This window comes from Rhizobium binae, assembly GCF_017357225.1.
In the GTDB taxonomy this organism is placed as follows: domain Bacteria; phylum Pseudomonadota; class Alphaproteobacteria; order Rhizobiales; family Rhizobiaceae; genus Rhizobium; species Rhizobium binae.
On sequence record NZ_CP071604.1, the window covers coordinates 2483533 to 2501014 of the forward strand.

Genomic DNA, 17482 nt, shown 5'->3' on the forward strand with positions numbered 1-17482 from the left:
CTTCCGTTTGAAAAAGCGGCTATCTACTCTGAAATGACGTGCTTATCCGTCCGCGGTTGGGATGGAGGGCCTTAACGGCAAAGTTGTTCCGGGCAAGGCGGAAACCTGGGCAGCGCTGGCGGACCGGCCGACAGTAACGAGGCGTAACCGAATGGCGAATAATAAATACAATGAGTCGATAGAGGACAAGGCGTTCAAGGCATTGGACGAGGCGCTCCAGATCGATTTCGGCAAGGACAACGTGCCGTCTCGCCGCGGCGACGCGCCTGAGGCGCCGGAGGGGAATGTGTCTGATCCATCGAATGCGCGTAATCAGCAAGCCCAGGAAGAGGCGCAGCGCCGCAATCGCCGCGGCGCCAACGGTGAGCAGGCTTCCAGGGCTCCGGCCTTCGCCCCCGCCAATGATGCCAATCGCAATACGCCCGCATCTATTCTGAAATCTTTCGACGGCGCCTCCAGCCGCTCGGCGGTGCGCACCGCCACCCTGTTTTCGGTCCTCTGGGTGATGGCGGGCCTCGGCCTGATGTCGCTGCTTTACGCGCCGCAGATCTGGCAGATCCGTTCGGTTGCCGATCTCGTCGCCCTGCCCGGTGTCATTGCCGGCCTGGTCGGCATCGTCGTTCCCGTGATGATGTTCTATGCTTTCGCCATCATGATCTCCCGCGCCCAGGACATGCGCAACGCCGCCCGCTCCATGGCGGAGGTGGCATTGCGCCTGGCAGAGCCGGAAACCATCGCCTCCGAACGCATCATGACCGTGGGTCAGGCGGTGCGCCGCGAGGTTTCGGCCATGAACGAAGGAATCGAACGCACCATTGCGCGCGCCACCGAGCTGGAGACGCTCGTCCATTCCGAAGTCAACGCTCTTGAGCGTTCCTATGCGGACAACGAATTGCGCGTGCGCGGCCTTGTCCACGAACTCGGCTCCGAACGGGAGGCAATCGTCAACCATGCCGACCGCATCCGCACCTCGATCGGCAGCGTCCACGACCAACTGAAGGAAGAACTGTCGCTTGCGACCGAAGAGATCGCCGTGCGTCTCGCCACATCGGGCGAAGCCTTCGCCTCGCTGATCGACACGCGGGCAGCGACGATCCTGGAAAAATCGGACAGCGCCCTTCAGTCGATGGGCAGCCTGCTCGCCGCCAAGACCGACAGCCTGCTCCAGACGCTCAACGCATCCGGGTTTGCGCTGGCCACCGAATTCGACAACCGCCTCGAGGCGCTCACCGTCAATCTCAACGAACATGGCGAAAAACTGCTCAGCCAGTTCGAGACGCGCGCCTCGACCATGGACAGCAGCGCCGAGAAGCTGAACGCGGCGCTGAACGAGCGCACGCATCAGCTTAACGAAATCCTGATCGCCCGCACCCGCGAGATCAACGAAAGCCTGACATCCGGCGAACGCACCATCGGCGGCACGCTCGACGACGTGCTGTCGAAGCTGAACAGCGCGCTTGACGAAAAGGGCGCGAGCTTCCGCCAGAGCCTGCAGACCACCGCCGACGACACCGTCATGGATCTCGATCTTCGCACCGGCTTCTTCGAGGAGCGGCTGCAGACGACCGTCGCCCAGCTTTCGACCGCCTTCGATGAACGAGTTGCCGAATTTACCAGCGCTTTCGACAAACGCACCGGCTCGCTCGACACAAAGCTGATGGAAAGCCTCGCCCGTATCAATGAGACGCTGAGCGGTGGCTCGGATTCGATCGACGGCATTCTCAATTCCAGCATCGACCGCCTCGGTTCCTCGATGACCGATCAGTCGCTGGCACTCGCTGCCGCGCTCGCCACCGGTCACGAAATGCTGGAAAGCACGCTCGGCACCCGCAGCGAAGAAATCACCACCGCGCTGACCAGCCGCACCGGCGAGCTGACCGCGGCGCTGCAGAACGCTACGTCGGACATCGCGCTGGCGCTCGCTTCAGGCACTTCCGACCTGCAGAACAATCTCCAGGCTCGCTCAGCCGAATTCCGCGACACGCTGCGCACCACCACCAGCGAGCTGACCGCCGCCGTCGCCGCCGGCACACAAGAGGTGACCACCGCCTTCGGCGGTCGCGCCGAGGAGCTGAGCGGCCTGCTTACCGCACGCACAGCCGAAATCAGCGATGCGCTCGGCGCTGCGCACGGACGCATTGACAGCGTCATGGCAGAGCGCGGCGGCGCGCTCGTCGAGGCGCTGACCAGCCATCACGGCCGCTTCGAGGAAGCGCTGACCACCCGCTCCGACGCGATCATCAATGCTGTCGCGGGCACCCACGACCGTCTCGCCGAAACGCTCGACGAGAAGGCCATGGCGCTTGCCATCTCGTTGAACGAGAGCCAGGCCCGCATCGAAGATACGCTCGAAACCCGCTCAGCCACCCTGCTGAACGCCGTTTCCGGCACGCATGACCGGCTGTCCGAGACGCTCGACGAGAAGGCAATGGCGCTCGCCATCTCCTTGAACGAAAGCCAGAGCCGCATCGAGGACACGCTCGAAACCCGCTCCGCAGCCTTCCTCGATGCCGTGTCGGGCACGCATGAACGGCTGTCGGAAACACTTGACACCAAGGCGGCGGCGCTCACGACGTCCCTCGACGAGAGGCACGCCCGCATCGAGGATGCGCTCGGGACACGCGCCGAAGCGCTGCTCAACACCATCGCCGGCACGCGCGACCGCCTTGCTGAAACGCTTGATGAAAAGGCAATGGCCCTCGCCATTTCCTTGAACGAAGGCCAGGCTCGCATCGAGGACACGCTGGAAAGCCGTTCCGCGGCCCTGCTGAACGCTGTCTCCGGAACCCACGACCGCTTCGCCGCGGCGCTGGATGGTCGGGCGTCGGCTATTGCCGCCTCGCTGAGCGAGACCCAGGCCCATATCGAGAATACGCTCGAAACCCGCTCCTCCGCCCTCCTGGATGCCGTTTCCGGCACGCATGACCGCCTCTCCGAAACCTTGGACGAAAAAGCGATGGCGCTTGCCATTTCGCTCAACGAGAGCCAGGCTCGCATCGAGGAGACGCTGGAAACCCGCTCCGCGGCCTTGCTGAATTCCGTTTCCGGCACCTACGACCGCTTCTCCGAAACTCTCGACGAGAAGGCTATGACGCTGGCCATCTCGATCAACGAGAGCCAGGCACGGATCGAAGACACGTTGGGGACCCGCTCCGAGGCCTTCCTCAACGCCGTCTCGGGCACGCATCAGCGTATCTCCGAAACGCTCGACCAGAATACATCGGCGCTCGCTGCTACCTTGAGCGAAGGCCAACGGCGACTGCAGGATACGCTGGAGACGCGCTCGGAATCCTTCCTCAACGCGGTTTCCGCCACCCATGACCGGCTGTCCGAGACGCTTGACGATCGGGCCATGGCGCTGGCCATCTCGCTGAACGAGAGCCAGAGCCGCCTCGAGGAGACGCTGACCTCCGGTGCCGATGCGATCACCAATGCGGTCTCCGGCACGCATGAACGCCTGAACGGCGTGTTCGACCAAAAAGCCAACGCGCTGGCCGCTTCGTTGAATGAGGGCCAGGTCCGCATCGAGGAAGCTCTGGGACACCGCACTGCCGCGATCATCGGCGCAGTGACGGCAAGCCACGACCGCCTCACCGATTCGCTCGACGAAAAGACCATGGCGCTCGCCATTTCACTCGACGACAATCAGAGCCGCTTCGACAGCGCGCTCGAGGCTCGCAGCAATTCCATCATGGAAGCCGTCGCCAGTGCCGAGGCGCGCGTCGCCGGCGCCTTTGCCGACAAGACCGATGCGATCCATAACGCCTATGCCGACAATCAGCAGCGGCTCGAAAATGCGCTTTCCCAGCACAGTGCAGCGCTCTCGAGCGCTCTCGATGCCGGCGGCGCCCGGTTCGAGGATCTCGTCGGCGGCTTGACCGGCCGCATCGAAGGCCGTCTGAGCGATGCCCATGCGCGACTCGGAGGCCTCGCCGAGGAGGCCGCGGCGCGCATCGAGAGCGGACTGGATTCTGCCCATGAGCGCATCCGCACGACGCTTGAGGATCGTGCCAACGCCATCGATCTGTCGCTGAACCAGGCCCATACGCTGATCAGCGATACGCTGACCGAACAGGCGACGAGCATCGGCACTTCGGTGGCGACGTCTGTCAGCATGCTCGAAATGTCGCTGGAACACCGCGAGGCCTCGATCCGTCAGGCGATCGATGCCGGCGCTCAGACATTGGAAGAGCGCATGCATGCCGGCGCTGGCCAGATCGCCGGCCGCTTCCAGGATGCGGCAAACACGATTTCGAGCTCCGCCCAGAACCTTTCCGCCCATCTCGACCAGTCGGTTGCAAGCCTTGCGGGACGTCTTGAAGAAACCGGTTCCCGTATGGAAGCGGGCCTGACTGCCATCGAGAGCCGCATCCGTGACGGCGTCGGCGGCGTTGCCGACAAGGTCGAAGCGGCCAGCAGCCAGCTGTCCGGCGTGCTTGCCGACGGCATTTCCCGTCTCGGAGCACTTGGTGACGACACGACCCAGCGCATATCGGCGACGCTCGAAGGCAGCGCCTCAAATCTCACCCAGGCGATCGACAGCCGGACCGCCAATCTGGCCGAGACCCTGGACAGCCGCACAACCACGCTGACGGGCGCCATCGAGGGCCGTACGGCAAGTCTCGGCGAAACCCTCGACCGCGGCAACGCCCGCATCGAGGAACGCCTCTCGACCATGGATCGCGCATTGACCGTCGGCCTCGAAGCCGTCAACCGTACCATCGAAGGCAAGGCAGCCGGCCTCGCTTCGACGTTGCGCAGCGCCGTGGCCGAAGCAGCTCAGGGAATGGAAGGCGAAGCGACGAGAACCACCGAACTGCTCGGCAAGACCGGCCAGCAATTCGCCGAGGATCTCAATGCAAAAAGCGACGAATTCACCCGCACCATGGATGAGCGTTCGTCGCAGATCGTCAACCGCGTCTCCGAAGCCCAGAACCGCTTGGCAAGCCAGGCCGCCGCCGTCGCCCAGACCTTCTCGGAAGCCGGCAATGCCATCGTCAACAAAGTGGCCGAGGCCGAGACCATCGTCGGCACGCAGGTCAATGCCATTTCCAGGGCCCTGTCGGATGCCGGCCAGTCTCTCGAGGCGCGCGGCAATGCCATCCGCACGACGCTGTCGGGGGCCGGCAGCGAGATTTCCGCCACCATGGCGGATGTCGACCGAGCGCTCGAAGCCCGCAGCAGCGCCATCCGCACAAATCTCGAGGAGCGCACTCGCGAGATCGATACCACCCTCTCCGACATCGACCGGGCGCTCGAAGCGCGCGGCAACTCGATCCGCACGACGCTCGAGGAGCGCACCCGCGACCTCAACTCGATGCTATCAGGCCGCTCGGTTGAATTGACCCGTATCCTCGACGAAACGGCCCGTCCGATCATCGATCGCTACACCGATGCCGGCGAGCAGGCTGCCGCCCGCATTACCGCCGCCGCCAACCTCAGCGCCGACCGTCTGCGCGCCGAAAACGAAGCGCTTGCCAGCGCGGTTGCCGCCCGCACCGAGAATGTCGCCAATGCCGTCAGCGCCATCGAGAGCAGCCTGGTCGGCAATGTCAACGGTCTGGTCCAGCGCATGTCGGAAAGCAGCGCGGCGATGGCCATGATGATGAACCGCGCCGCCGAGCAGTTGACGACCGTCGACGGACGTCTTGGCGAAACCACGACGCGCTTTGCCGACTCGGCCACCAAGGCTGCCGAAATGGTCAATGCCTCGACCCGGCTTCTCGAAGGCAAGGTCGATCGCCTCTCCGACATCTCAGGCCAGACACTGGCCCAGGTCGGCGGCATCATCGGCCGCTTCGACGAGCACTCCAAGGTTCTGACCCAGGCCTCGCAGCTTCTCGGTGCCGCCCAGTCCAACCTTGCCTCGACCCTTGAGGAGCGCGAAAGCGCGCTGCAGGCGCTGTCCGTCAGCCTGGTGCAGCGCTCCAGCGAGATCGAAAAGACCATGCTTGGCCTCGGCGGCATGATCGAGACCGTGTTCGAGCGGGCCGAGCAGCGCTCCAACCAGGTCACCGGCAATCTGCGCCAGGGCGTGCAGTCCTCTTTTGCCGATATCGGCCGCATTCTCACCGAAACCGAAAAACGCGCCCAGGAAGCGGCCGAAACGATGCGCCAGGCGATCACCCGGGCCGGCGACGAGGCCAATACCACGATTGACGGCACCTTCGCCAATGTCGAGCGCCGTTCCGGCGATCTCTCCAACCGTATTCGCGGCGGCCTCACCGCCTCGTTGTCGGAAGTCGAGCGTATGCTCGGCGAGGCCGGCCGCGCCTCCGACGGTGCCGCTCAGCACATGCGGGAATCGCTGCGCGAGGCGATCGAGGATGCCGTCGGACGCTTCTCCGGCGCCACCGAGGATATCCGCCGCTCCGCCGCCGACATTCGCAGCGAACTCGACGCCACCCGCGCCGAACTGAAGCGCGGCGCCTTCGACTTGCCCGAGGAAGCCAAGGAAAGCGCCTCGGCCATGCGCCGCGCCGTCGCCGAGCAGATCAAGGCGCTTCAGGATATCTCCCAGCTCGTCGGCCGCTCCAGCCAGCAGCTTGAAATCTCCGAACCCGTCGCCCGCTCGCTTGCCCAGGTGCAACCGGCGCCGCGCCCCGCTCAGCCGGTCGCAGCTCAGCCGCCGCAGCCGGCAGCACCCCCGCCGATTGAAGCAACGGGTCTGCGAGGAACGATCGCGCCGTCCGCTTCGCCTATCGCCGCTCAGCGCGCTGCCCCGCAGCCGGCCCCCGCTCGCCAGGAATCAGGCCGCCAGGAACCGGCCCGGGAAAGCGGCGGCTGGATCAGCGATCTTCTGCGCGGCGCATCCCGAGATGAAGCCGCCGACGAGGCGCCTGCCAGGACCCCGGCCCGCCCGGCGGAAACAGCCGCACCGACGACGCGCATCAACGACAGCCGCAATCCACGCCATGTCGTGGAATCGCTGAACTCGCTCTCGGTCGATATCGCCCGCGCCATCGACCACGATGCCTCGGTCGATCTCTGGCGCCGTTATCAGCGTGGCGAGCGCGACGTCTTTACCCGCCGCCTCTACACGCTGAAGGGCCAGCAGACCTTCGATGAGATCAAGCGCAAATATGACCGCGAGCCGGAATTCCGCACCGCCGTCGATCGCTATATCGGCGATTTCGAAAAGCTGCTCGCCGACGTCGCCCGCACCGACCCGAACCAGACTGTCACCCAGTCCTACCTGACCTCGGATACGGGCAAGGTCTACACCATGCTCGCCCATGCAGCGGGCAGGCTCCGCTAAGCCTGGCCGATAGCCGTGATCGGAAGCCGCTTGATCGTCTCAGGCGGCTTTCACTTTTGAGGCGGGTATGATCTGCTTCTCAGCCATGGAACCGTGAAACAAATGACCAAAGCCCTGCTGATCATCGATGTGCAGAATGCAATACTCTCCGGTAAGGCCAAGCCGGAGCGGCAGTCTCTCGTCGATGCCGCACTGGATCAAACCGTTGCTCGCCTCGCATCGCTGCAGGAACTGGCGAGACAGGCAGGCGCGCCGGTCGTGCTGGTCCAACACGACGGCGACAGCAACCATCGATTGGCGGTCGGCACGGTGGGATGGGCACTGCGCCAGGAGATTGCGCCACGGGAAGGCGAGGTCGTCGTCCGCAAACAAAGCGCCGACTCGTTCTTCGAGACCGATCTCGCCGAACGCCTGAATGAACGGGCGGTCACCCATCTCGTTATCGGCGGCTGCATGTCGCAATTCTGCGTCGACACGACCGTCAGGCGTGCCGTTTCGCTCGGCTATGACGTGACGCTGGCGGCGGATGGCCATACGACGGGCGATACGGCGACCCTCACCTTCTCCGAAATTGTCGCCCACCATAACGAAACGCTCGATGGGTTCGACGCGGGCAAGGCGGCGGTGGAAATCCGCCCCACGGCGAATATCGCCTTTTCATAAAGCACCGGCAGCAACAGACGATATCAGATCGGAAGCAGGCGCTCGGTCCTCAGCTTGACGACCAGCGCCTCGACAATCTCTGGCAGATCCCTCGCAGCCGTATCGACAATGATCGGCCTCTGCCCCCAATCGTCATATATTCGCTCGACGACTTCTTGCCACGTCGGCTTGACCAGACCTTCCACATCCGTTTTCCGCGTCTCGACCCGGCGGCGATGTTCGCTCTTGTCGGAACAGATCACTTCGACTTCGGCCGCGATCACGCCGGAGCGCGCAGCGACCGCCAGCCAGGCCTCGCGGGTTATCGTCAACGGGTTGACCGAATCTGCGATCACGACCCTGCCGAGCGCCAGATTATCCTCCGCAATCCCGTAGGCCACGACATACCCTGCCGGGCCGATGTCATGGGAAGGGTCAACCGACGTTCTAATCGCGTGCTCGATCGTATCGACCCGGACATGCACGGCTCCGAGCCGTCTGGCGAGGGCGTGCGAAATAGTCGTCTTTCCACTACCCGGCAAGCCGCCGAAGATTACCAGCATGGTGTCTCACTCGCTTCTGCATATGCCGCGGCGAAGCCGACCGACCTTTGCGGCCTCGTCCATCCCGTCTTTGTAGAGGAGATGCATGGCAAGGCCGATCGCAACCTGCAGGCAGGTGCTGATATCGCGGAAAAAAGGCACACTTTTCATGCTCATGACGATTTTTCTACGTGCCGTCAGCGCCCTTGTGCGCAAAGCAATCAGCTGTGGATAGATCCTTTTTATTGCCGCCTGTCCATCATTTCGTCACAAACTTTCTCGATCGGCTTGCGTTTAACCAAAGGCTGCTCACCCGGCCGTCCAGAGACAGAGACAGTAGTATCGATGACCAAGATGACCTCCCGCCTCTGCGCCACCGCGCTCTCGTCCGCATTGCTGATGGGCGCGTTCGCCCAGGCTGAGGCCGGCCAGGCAAGCTTCGTCGTCGATGCGGAGTCGGGTCAGGTCCTTGAAGCCTCGAATCAGGACGATCTGAACTATCCGGCATCATTGACCAAGATGATGACGCTCTATCTCGCCTTCGAGGCTCTGCATCAGGGACGCCTCACCTGGCAACAAAAGCTCAACATGTCGGAAAATGCCGAGAGCAAGGAGCCCTTCAAGCTTGCCGTCGGCGCCGGCCGTCAGGTGACGCTGCGCGAAGCGGTCGAAAGCATCGTCGTACTGTCGGCCAACGACTCCGCCGTGGCGATCGCCGAACAGCTCGGCGGCTCCGAACAGACCTTCGCCAAAGCGATGACCGACAAGGCGCGCCAGCTCGGCATGACGAACACGGTCTTCAAAAATCCCTCGGGCCTTCCCGATCCGGGGCAGGTCACCACGGCGCGAGATATGGCGACCCTCGGCGTCTCGTTGATGCGGGACTTCCCCGAGGAGTTCAAACTCTTTTCCATGCGCGGCTTCCAGTTCCGCGGGATGAAGCTGCGCGGCCACAACAACCTGATGTATCGCTATGACGGCGTCGACGGCATCAAGACCGGCTATACCGAGGCATCCGGCTATAATGTCGTGACGTCGGCGCTGAAGGGTGGCCGCCGCGTGGTTGGCGTCGTCATGGGCGAAAAGACTGCGAGCATGCGCGACGACAAGATGGCCGGACTGCTGGACAGCACGCTGTCGCCGACGACCGCTACGGCGTACGCCACACCTGGAAGCCAGCCCGGAGCGACGATGACGGATACGCAGCCGACGAAATAGGCCGCTATTTACCTGAACGCCACTTCCAGGTGCTGCCGGTCTTGCGCCATCACCCTGCACTTCGTTTCGAAGCCTTCTCCTTTAATGGCAAGGATGAATTCCGAGGGAATCCCCGTCGTATTGGAGACCGAAATGCCGGCGCTCTCAGCTCCGATGGATCTGACGGTGCAGTCGATGGTCGAACGCCGATCATTGAAGAGGATGAAACCCGCCTTCAGCACCCGCCGCCGAGCGCCGATCGCGTGATCGGCATGAATGGAACTCCATGACACGCAGCGATTCCGACCGCCGTGCTTGGCCTGATACATGGCGGCATCCGCCTGTGCTAAAAGGGTCTCGATGTCCTTGCTGACGATCGAGAGCGCCGAGCTTCCAAGGCTCGCCGTGACGTGCAGAACACCATGATCGCCGTGGACGGCCTGGAGGGCGATGGCGGCCCGGAGTTTTTCGGCCACCGCGAGGGCGCCTTGACGATCGACATGCGGCAGCACGACGGCGAATTCCTCGCCGCCGATCCGGCCGAAGAGATCACCGGCGCGAAGGGTTGCCTTGCAGACCGACGCCACCGCCTTGAGAACCGCGTCTCCCGCAGCATGTCCATGCCGGTCGTTTACCTGCTTGAAATGGTCGATATCGAAAACGATACAGGACAGGTCGTGCTGGTGCCGCAACGCGACCGAAATCAGCTGGTCGGCCTCTTGTTTGAAGGCGCGCCGGGTCATCGCCTCGGTCAGGCTGTCGGTGGCGGCCGACTGCATGAGATCGATGCGGTCCATCGCCACCCCTGCCAGTTCCTCGAGAATGCCAATATCTTTGCTGCCGAACGATCGTGGCCGGCGGTCGATCGCGCATACCGTCCCGATCATATGCCCGGCCTTGGTTCTGAGCGGCACGCCGGCATAAAAGCGGATATGATCCTCACCCGTCACCGAAGGATGCCGCGTAAATCGTGCATCTTTGGTGGCATCCTGCACGATGACGGGCTCGTCACAGTCGACCACGCAGCGGCAGAAGGTATCTTCCAGCGACACTTCGTCGGCCGAGAGGCCGGAACAGGCCTTGTACCACTGCCGGTGCCCGTCGATCAGGGATATGATGCCGATGTCGACGGAAAAGATCTGCTTGATCAGGCGGACGATCCGCTCGAATCCTTCGTCTCTCGGCGTATCGAGGAGATCGAGCTGCTGCAGCGCAGCCAAACGGTCGTTTTCGCGCTGGATCACCTCCTGCGACGACTTTCCGAACACTCGAGCGACCACCATGCAGCGTGCCTCCTGACAGCGTTAACATGATGGGTCCCACCAATTCATGAAAAATTTGAATACGATGGCCGCCCCGAAGCTGAATTTTTTCGGAATCAGCAACTCTTGATGTCGAGGGAGCGATCGCCTAACGCCATCTCAGATTGAGCGTAGCGTCCAGCTGACGATCTCGGAAACGACTGTGGAAAAGGCGCGGTCAAGAGCCTTGACGAAGCCGGCATTGTCCCCGCCGGCCGGCGCCGTGGCGCGGAACACCTTCTGGGCGCGCACCGAACCGTTGCGGTCGTTGAGAATCTTGACCGAGATTTCGACCACCGCCTGGTTGCCGCTCGACGCATCGATCTCGAAGGAGCGGATGTCGGTGACGACCTGGTAGTCGATCGCCAGCCCCTGCCCCGGCAAGCCGACGCCGCCGAGCTTGCCCGAGTTTTCGAAGGCCTCGACCAGTTTCGACTGCACCATGCGCGGAAGCTTGTCGCCCCACTGCGCCCGCGAAAGATATTGAATTTCCGAGGGTGAGACGCGGATGACGATCTGTTCGCTATCGAGCGCCCTCAGCGCCGTCGGGCCGGCAACCAGGATCTGGCGGGATTTGGCCGCGGGTCCGTCGCCGTCGACGGCGCCCGACAGGTCAAACGTGTCGTTCTTGGCCGCAGTGCCGCACCCGGAAAGGATCAGCGCCGTCAGCGGCAGCGCGATCACCGTTCCCCTGATCCATGAACGGCGCGACAACAGATGCGATGCGACCATATTAGGCTACCCCTGACTTCCCCTGTTAGCGCCGCGTTCGGCCGTCATACTGCTTGACCGTTTCTCCGCCGAAGATCAGGCGTTGCGGATTGCGGTCGAAGTTGGTGATCGTGTCGTTGAGATTGTTGACGGTTCCGCGCATGTCGTTGACAAGAGTCTGCACGTCGCGCAAGCCGCCGCTCGAGAATTTCTGCAAATTGTCGGCAATCGGCCCGATTCGCGAATTCAGATTGTCGGCGACCTTCTTGAAGGATTCCAGCGTTTCGCGCGCTTGCGCGAACATCGATTGCGTATTGTCGGTTCCGAGCAACGCATCGACCTTGATGAGAATGCCATCGATACGGGTCGATGCTGAATTCAGCTTGTTGGCCAGCTGCGATACGTCCTGGATCGTCTGGTCGATATCCTTCTGGCGCCCCGAAACCGTGTTGGCGACATCGCGAATCGAGGCGACGGCAGCGCGCGCATCCCTGGTGGCCTGTGAGATATCGTCGACCGACCCTTTGAGCTTGGCCGGATCGATCTGGGCGACGAGCGTATCGACGCGGTCGAGTGTGTCCTGCGCCTGCTTGCCGAAATCGTTGAAAGTGGTGGCCGTCTCGTCGAACTTCTGGATCGCGCCCTTGAGATCACCGGAGGCATCGGCGACGTTGGCGGTGATTCTTTCGGCATTCGAGACGATATGGTCGATCTTCTGGGCGTCGACCGCCTTGACCAGCGATTCCACGGCTTCAAGTGTCGAATCGACCCGGCCAGAAACCGCCTTCACCGTATTGGAGAGCTCACCGACGCTTTGCAGGAAGGCATCGATATTGTCGGAATTCTTGGCCAGCGCGTCCGAGAAGGTCTCGGCATTCTTGAAGGTTTGGGTCAGCGGCGCACGCGAATCCTCGATGAAGCCCTGGAGTTCGCCGACCGCATCGTTGGCACGGTCGAGGATCTTGTCGGCAGTGGCGAGAAGATTGGTGACGCTCGACTGATCGGCGACGATGACGGCGCGTTTGCCGTTGTCGATCGCGTGTTGGAGAATGCTTTCCTCGCCCTTGCGACCACCCGACAGTTCGATATAGGCGGCCCCCGTGAGGCCCTGGATTTCAAGAGCGGCCTTGGTCGAGGGATAGATCGGCGCATCGGTGCGCACCTGGGTGAAGGCCAGCGAATATTGCGGATCGTCGGCGTCGATCGACAATGTCTGCACCGATCCGATCTGGATGCCGTTGAAGCGCACCGGCGAGCCGACGCTGAGGCCGTTTGCCGAACCCGGTATACGCACGATCAACTCGGTCATCGGGCCGCCGCGGCCATATTCGGCCATCCAGTAGACGAAGCCGAAGGCCGCCGCGATCACCAGCACCGTGAAAAAACCGACAATCGTGTAATTGGCTTTGGTTTCCATCTTATCCGGTCACTTCCCGCTGCTGCCGTGGCGTGCGTCTGCGTCCTGCGGCACGATCGACCGCGCCCGCTTACCCTTGAAATAGGCCTGCACCCACGGATCGTCGTAGGCGAGCATGTCGTCGATCGTGCCTTCCACCATTACCCGCTTCTTTCCGAGCACGGCAATACGGTCGCAGACCGAAAACAGGCTGTCGAGATCGTGTGTTACCATATAAACGGTCAGTCCCAGGCTATCGCGCAGGTTGGCGATCAGTTCGTCGAATTCGGCCGCGCCGATCGGGTCGAGACCCGAGGTGGGCTCGTCCAGAAAGACGAGTTCGGGATCGAGCGCCAGAGCCCGGGCAAGGGCGGCGCGCTTGATCATGCCGCCCGACAATTCGGAGGGGTACTTGTCGGCAGCATCGGCCGCGAGCCCGACCATGCGGATCTTCAAATGCGCCAGTTCGTCCATCAGCGAGCGCGGCAGATCGAGATATTCGCGCATCGGCACCTGGATGTTTTCCTTGACGGTCAGCGACGAGAACAATGCACCCTGCTGGAACAGCACGCCGAGCCGCATGTCGAGCGCGTTGCGCTGCGGCTCATCGAGTTCGTCGAAGTCCTGGCCGAGGATCTTGATCGTGCCCGAGCGGCGCGGCAGCAGCCTGAGCACCGTGCGCATCAGCACCGATTTGCCGGTGCCCGACGCACCGACGAATCCGAGGATCTCGCCGCGATAGATATCGAGGTTCAGATTGTCCAGCACCACCTTCGAACCAAACGCGACGGTGACGTCGCGCGCCGAAAGTACGACATCCCTGCCCTGTCCCTCGCTTTCGATCGCTTGCTCGTTCACGCGGTCCGCCATGCTAGAAGTTGATCGCTGCATAGAACATCGCAAAAAGCCCGTCCATGAGGATGACGACGAAAATCGCCTTCACGACAGAGGCCGTCACGTGCTGGCCGAGTGATTCCGCGCTGCCGCCGACCTTCAGCCCTTCGACGGCGGCGACGATGCCTATGACGAGCGCCATGAAGGGCGCCTTGATCATGCCTGACAGCACGGTCGACAGCGTCACCGCCTCGTGCAGGCGCGCCAGGAAGTTGGCGAAAGTGATTCCGGAATAGCCCCAGGCAACGACGGCAGCCCCGGCCAGCGAGGCGAAGTTCGCCAACACCGTCAGAAGCGGCAGTGCGATGGTCAACGCCACGAGCCTCGGAAAGATCAGCACGCCGATCGGATTAAGGCCCATCACCTTCAGCGCGTCGATCTCCTCGCGCATCTTCATGGAGCCGATTTCGGCGGTGATCGCGCTGCCGGAACGACCGGCGATCATGATCGAGGTCAGCAGCACGCCGATTTCGCGCAATTGCAGGATGCCGACGAGGTCGACGACGAAGACTTCCGCGCCGAAGTAGCGCAACTGGAAGGCGCCCTGCTGAGCGATGATCGCTCCGATCAGAAACGACATCAGCAGGATGATCGGAACGGCGCGAACGCCCATATGGTCGATCTGGTTCACGATCGAAGCCGGCGAAACACCGCTGCCGCGGCCGAACTTCATCTGCGCGCCGCGTACCGCCGAGCCGAGAATATACATGGAGGCGGCGAGATTGTCCCAGACGTCGTAGGTCATCTTGCCGATCGGCGCGAGGATGCGAGCGGCAAGGGAAACCCTCTCCTTCGGCTCCGGCTCCGGTTTGGCCGGTTCCTCGGAAAACATCGCCAGCATTTCATCGATATGCGGATTGGAACCTTCGAACCGCACCGTCCGCCCGGCCGCCGCCTCTTCCTTCTTCAACCGGCACAGCAACCAGATGCCCGCCGTGTCGATATCGGCGATCTCAGACAGATCGACCGTTAGGTTACCCGGCTTGTGGTGCAGGAGCTTTTCGAAATCGCGCAGCACAAGATGCACATAGGCGCTGCGCCAATTGCCGCTAAGACGCACATGCTGTCCCGAACCATCGGACTGGTCGTCGACGACAAGCGAGGCAGCGTTGCGATTCTCGGCGTTCAAGATACTTGTGTCTTTCAAGGCTTGCAGCGACAGTGCCGACTCGCGAAGCGGTTCGTCGCCCGGCGCGTCAATATACAGAAGCAACGTGCAATTTCCATGCTCGCAGGACAGCAATAATGCCGCGCATCCTTGATATCCAGATGAATTCCTTTCCGATTGCCGGGACTTTTACCATCGCGCGCGGCGCAAAGACGCAGGCCGAAGTCATCACCTGCACGCTGACGGACGAACGGGCAGAGGGGCATGGCGAATGTGTGCCCTATCGCCGCTACGGCGAAACGATGGAGAGCGTTCTTGCCCAGATCGAAGCCGTGCGTCCCCTGATCGAGGCGGGCATCTCGCGGCATGACCTGCTGTCGGCGATGCCGCCCGGCGCTGCCCGCAATGCCGTCGACTGCGCTCTCTGGGATCTGGAAGCCAAACAGATGGGCCAAAGCGTCGCGTTTCGGCTCGGCATTGCCGATCCGAAGCCGCTGACGACAGCCTATACCATCTCGCTCGCCGAACCGGAGGTGATGGCGGCCCAGGCCCGCGAACATGCCGGCCGCGCCCTGCTCAAGGTCAAGGTCGGCACCGGCGACGATGAAAGCCGCATCCGCGCCGTCCGCGCGGCCGCGCCCGAGGCCGCAATCATCCTCGATGCCAATGAAGGCTGGCCCGAAGCGGTGCTGGAGCGTCACCTCAACATTGCCGCGGAGGCGGGTGTGATGCTCGTCGAGCAGCCGCTGCCGGCCGGCCGCGACGCCTTGCTTGCCGAGATCCGCCGGCCGCTGCTCGTCTGCGCCGACGAGAGCGTCCACCATACCGGCGATCTCGCAAGCCTTGCCGATCGCTATGACGCGATCAACATCAAGCTCGACAAGACAGGCGGCCTCACCGAAGCCCTGGCGATGAAGGCAGAAGCCGAGCGGCTCCGCTTCGCCATCATGATCGGCTGTATGGTCGGCACCTCGCTTGCCATGGCGCCGGCGGTGTTGCTTGCCCAGAATGCCGATTACGTCGATCTCGACGGCCCGCTGCTGCTCGCCCGCGACCGCGAGCCGGGCCTGCGTTACGCCGCTTCCCTGGTATTTCCGCCCGAAAGCAGCCTCTGGGGCTGAAGGTAATAGGCTGAGATGACGATGCCGAGGCCACAGAACGCGACCAGCGCCATGACGTAAAAGCTGACGACGCCAAGTCCGGCGTAGAGGTAACCTGCAGCAATGGTCATCAGCGCCATCGCCATGCCGACATAAAAGAAGTAGGCGCCTTGGGCCGAGGATTCCTGCGTCTCCTGCACCGTCGCCACGATCCGCCGCTGCACGCCGGTATGCACGAAGGCGTAGGTAAAACCGTGGAAACATTGCAGCAGGAAGAAACCGGCAAAGCCCGTGTTCATGGGAAACAGTATCCAGCGGCAGACGCTGACGGCGCAGCCGAAGCGGATCAGCGTCCAGGCATTGAAGCGCCGGTTGAGACGCTTCGACAGGAAGAATACCGTCACCTCCGAAGCGACACCGGCGCTCCAGAGCAGGCCGACCTCAGCGCCGGAGAAGCCGAGCTGATGCCAGTAGATCGACGAGAAAGCGTTGAGGACGGCATGGCTCGACTGCTGGATGGCGACGCCGATCAGGAGTAGCAGCAGATGCGGCTCACGCAGGCCGCTGCCGGTGGCGGCGGGAATGTTGATCGGCTGGCCGCGCCGCCGCGTCGGCCCGATGCGCGGACAGAAGATCGCCATGACGACGGTCATGGTGAAGCCGAACACCATCACCGGCAGCACCATCTCGCCGCCCCACCGGCTGATTAGCCGACCGCCGACCAGCGTCGACACGATGAAGGCGATCGAGCCCCAGACGCGCATCGACCCGTAATCGAGCCCCCAGCGGCGCACGCCTGAGATGACGATCGATTCGACGACCGGCAGATAGGGCGCGAAGGTGGCGCCCTGCAGCGCATAGACGATCGTCACCGGCCAGAAACTCGTTGTCCAGTAGAGCGTGATCGCCGTCAGCAGTGACAGGCTACCCGACCAGAAAAGCACATCGGCGCGCTCCTTCAAGCGGTCGGCGATCATGGCGACGATGGGCGCCACCAGCACGCGGACCCCCATCGGTATGGCAAGGATGATGCCGATCTCATGGTCGCTGAAGCTGTGAGTCGCGAGCCAGACGGGGAAGAACGGCAGAACGATGCCGTTGACCAGCAGCGGCGCGCAATAGGAAAGGGCGCTGAGCAGCCGGAAGCGCGGCGGCGCTCCCTCACCTGTCGGGGAATGTTGAACGGGAATCATGGGAGGACCTGAAGGAAACTGAATGTTGTCCTAACACGCCACCCGAAAGGCGACTATTGCGAGAAATAGCCTCCTGAAACGATTTAAGAAATAAATAGGGCCTGTCGCCTGACGGTAACGGCTAAATTACTGTTGGGCGG

12 protein-coding genes are annotated in these 17482 nt (G+C 62.8%); 4 read left to right on the top strand and 8 right to left on the bottom strand.

Annotated features, from left to right (window positions below; genetic code table 11):
* Nucleotides 1–151: 151 nt before the first annotated feature.
* Complete coding sequence (locus J2J99_RS12205) at nucleotides 152–7258, top strand: apolipoprotein A-IV repeat region-like domain-containing protein (protein WP_168300660.1); 7107 nt, start codon at nucleotides 152–154, stop codon at nucleotides 7256–7258.
* A gap of 102 nt (nucleotides 7259–7360) precedes the next feature.
* Entirely contained in the window at nucleotides 7361–7921 is a 561-nt protein-coding gene (locus J2J99_RS12210) for a cysteine hydrolase family protein (protein ID WP_168300659.1), read from the top strand.
* Nucleotides 7922–7944: 23 nt separating this feature from the next.
* Here the strand turns inward: J2J99_RS12210 and J2J99_RS12215 are convergent, their stop codons facing one another.
* Nucleotides 7945–8463: a P-loop nucleotide/nucleoside kinase family protein gene (locus J2J99_RS12215; protein ID WP_168300658.1), complete on the bottom strand. Its 519-nt coding sequence runs from the start codon at nucleotides 8461–8463 to the stop codon at nucleotides 7945–7947.
* 6 nt (nucleotides 8464–8469) lie between these two features.
* Complete coding sequence (locus J2J99_RS12220; RefSeq protein ID WP_168300657.1) at nucleotides 8470–8619, bottom strand: hypothetical protein; 150 nt, start codon at nucleotides 8617–8619, stop codon at nucleotides 8470–8472.
* 168 nt (nucleotides 8620–8787) lie between these two features.
* Between J2J99_RS12220 and J2J99_RS12225 the strand changes: the two genes are divergently transcribed.
* Nucleotides 8788–9660, top strand: coding sequence for a D-alanyl-D-alanine carboxypeptidase family protein (locus J2J99_RS12225; RefSeq protein WP_168300656.1), 873 nt, complete (start codon nucleotides 8788–8790; stop codon nucleotides 9658–9660).
* A gap of 8 nt (nucleotides 9661–9668) precedes the next feature.
* On the opposite strand, the gene J2J99_RS12230 is transcribed toward J2J99_RS12225, so the two are convergent.
* The 5 genes from J2J99_RS12230 to J2J99_RS12250 all read right to left on the bottom strand — a co-directional run bounded on the left by J2J99_RS12230 (nucleotide 9669) and on the right by J2J99_RS12250 (nucleotide 15088).
* Nucleotides 9669–10922: a sensor domain-containing diguanylate cyclase gene (locus J2J99_RS12230; protein ID WP_168300655.1), complete on the bottom strand. Its 1254-nt coding sequence runs from the start codon at nucleotides 10920–10922 to the stop codon at nucleotides 9669–9671.
* A 138-nt stretch (nucleotides 10923–11060) separates the two neighbouring features.
* Nucleotides 11061–11672: an ABC-type transport auxiliary lipoprotein family protein gene (locus J2J99_RS12235; protein WP_168300654.1), complete on the bottom strand. Its 612-nt coding sequence runs from the start codon at nucleotides 11670–11672 to the stop codon at nucleotides 11061–11063.
* Nucleotides 11673–11697: 25 nt separating this feature from the next.
* A complete protein-coding gene (locus J2J99_RS12240) occupies nucleotides 11698–13068 on the bottom strand; it encodes an MlaD family protein (protein ID WP_168300653.1) in 1371 nt (456 codons plus the stop codon).
* 9 nt (nucleotides 13069–13077) lie between these two features.
* Nucleotides 13078–13917, bottom strand: a complete 840-nt coding sequence (locus J2J99_RS12245; protein ID WP_168300652.1) for an ABC transporter ATP-binding protein — start codon at nucleotides 13915–13917, stop codon at nucleotides 13078–13080.
* 1 nt (nucleotide 13918) lies between these two features.
* The gene (locus tag J2J99_RS12250) at nucleotides 13919–15088 is read right to left on the bottom strand and encodes an MlaE family lipid ABC transporter permease subunit (RefSeq protein WP_205919101.1); all 1170 of its coding nucleotides are present in this window, start codon (nucleotides 15086–15088) and stop codon (nucleotides 13919–13921) included.
* Nucleotides 15089–15186: 98 nt separating this feature from the next.
* Here J2J99_RS12250 and dgcA point away from each other — a divergent pair, with 98 nt between their 5' ends.
* Nucleotides 15187–16170, top strand: coding sequence for an N-acetyl-D-Glu racemase DgcA (dgcA, locus tag J2J99_RS12255; RefSeq protein ID WP_168300651.1), 984 nt, complete (start codon nucleotides 15187–15189; stop codon nucleotides 16168–16170).
* Here dgcA and J2J99_RS12260 read toward each other — a convergent pair.
* Nucleotides 16122–17342 carry an MFS transporter gene (locus tag J2J99_RS12260; protein ID WP_168300650.1) on the bottom strand — a complete coding sequence of 407 codons (1221 nt, stop codon included), beginning with the start codon at nucleotides 17340–17342 and terminating at the stop codon, nucleotides 16122–16124. The genes dgcA and J2J99_RS12260 overlap by 49 nt on opposite strands.
* Nucleotides 17343–17482 lie beyond the last annotated feature (140 nt).

Excerpts from the sequence above, each read along its gene's own strand:
- J2J99_RS12205 (WP_168300660.1), top strand. The coding sequence starts at position 152 with ATGGCGAATAATAAATACAATGAGTCGATAGAGGACAAGGCGTTCAAG.
- J2J99_RS12210 (WP_168300659.1), top strand. The coding sequence starts at position 7,361 with ATGACCAAAGCCCTGCTGATCATCGATGTGCAGAATGCAATACTCTCC.
- J2J99_RS12215 (WP_168300658.1), bottom strand. The coding sequence starts at position 8,463 with ATGCTGGTAATCTTCGGCGGCTTGCCGGGTAGTGGAAAGACGACTATT.
- J2J99_RS12220 (WP_168300657.1), bottom strand. The coding sequence starts at position 8,619 with ATGAGCATGAAAAGTGTGCCTTTTTTCCGCGATATCAGCACCTGCCTG.
- J2J99_RS12225 (WP_168300656.1), top strand. The coding sequence starts at position 8,788 with ATGACCAAGATGACCTCCCGCCTCTGCGCCACCGCGCTCTCGTCCGCA.
- J2J99_RS12230 (WP_168300655.1), bottom strand. The coding sequence starts at position 10,922 with ATGGTGGTCGCTCGAGTGTTCGGAAAGTCGTCGCAGGAGGTGATCCAG.
- J2J99_RS12235 (WP_168300654.1), bottom strand. The coding sequence starts at position 11,672 with ATGGTCGCATCGCATCTGTTGTCGCGCCGTTCATGGATCAGGGGAACG.
- J2J99_RS12240 (WP_168300653.1), bottom strand. The coding sequence starts at position 13,068 with ATGGAAACCAAAGCCAATTACACGATTGTCGGTTTTTTCACGGTGCTG.
- J2J99_RS12245 (WP_168300652.1), bottom strand. The coding sequence starts at position 13,917 with ATGGCGGACCGCGTGAACGAGCAAGCGATCGAAAGCGAGGGACAGGGC.
- dgcA (WP_168300651.1), top strand. The coding sequence starts at position 15,187 with ATGCCGCGCATCCTTGATATCCAGATGAATTCCTTTCCGATTGCCGGG.
- J2J99_RS12260 (WP_168300650.1), bottom strand. The coding sequence starts at position 17,342 with ATGATTCCCGTTCAACATTCCCCGACAGGTGAGGGAGCGCCGCCGCGC.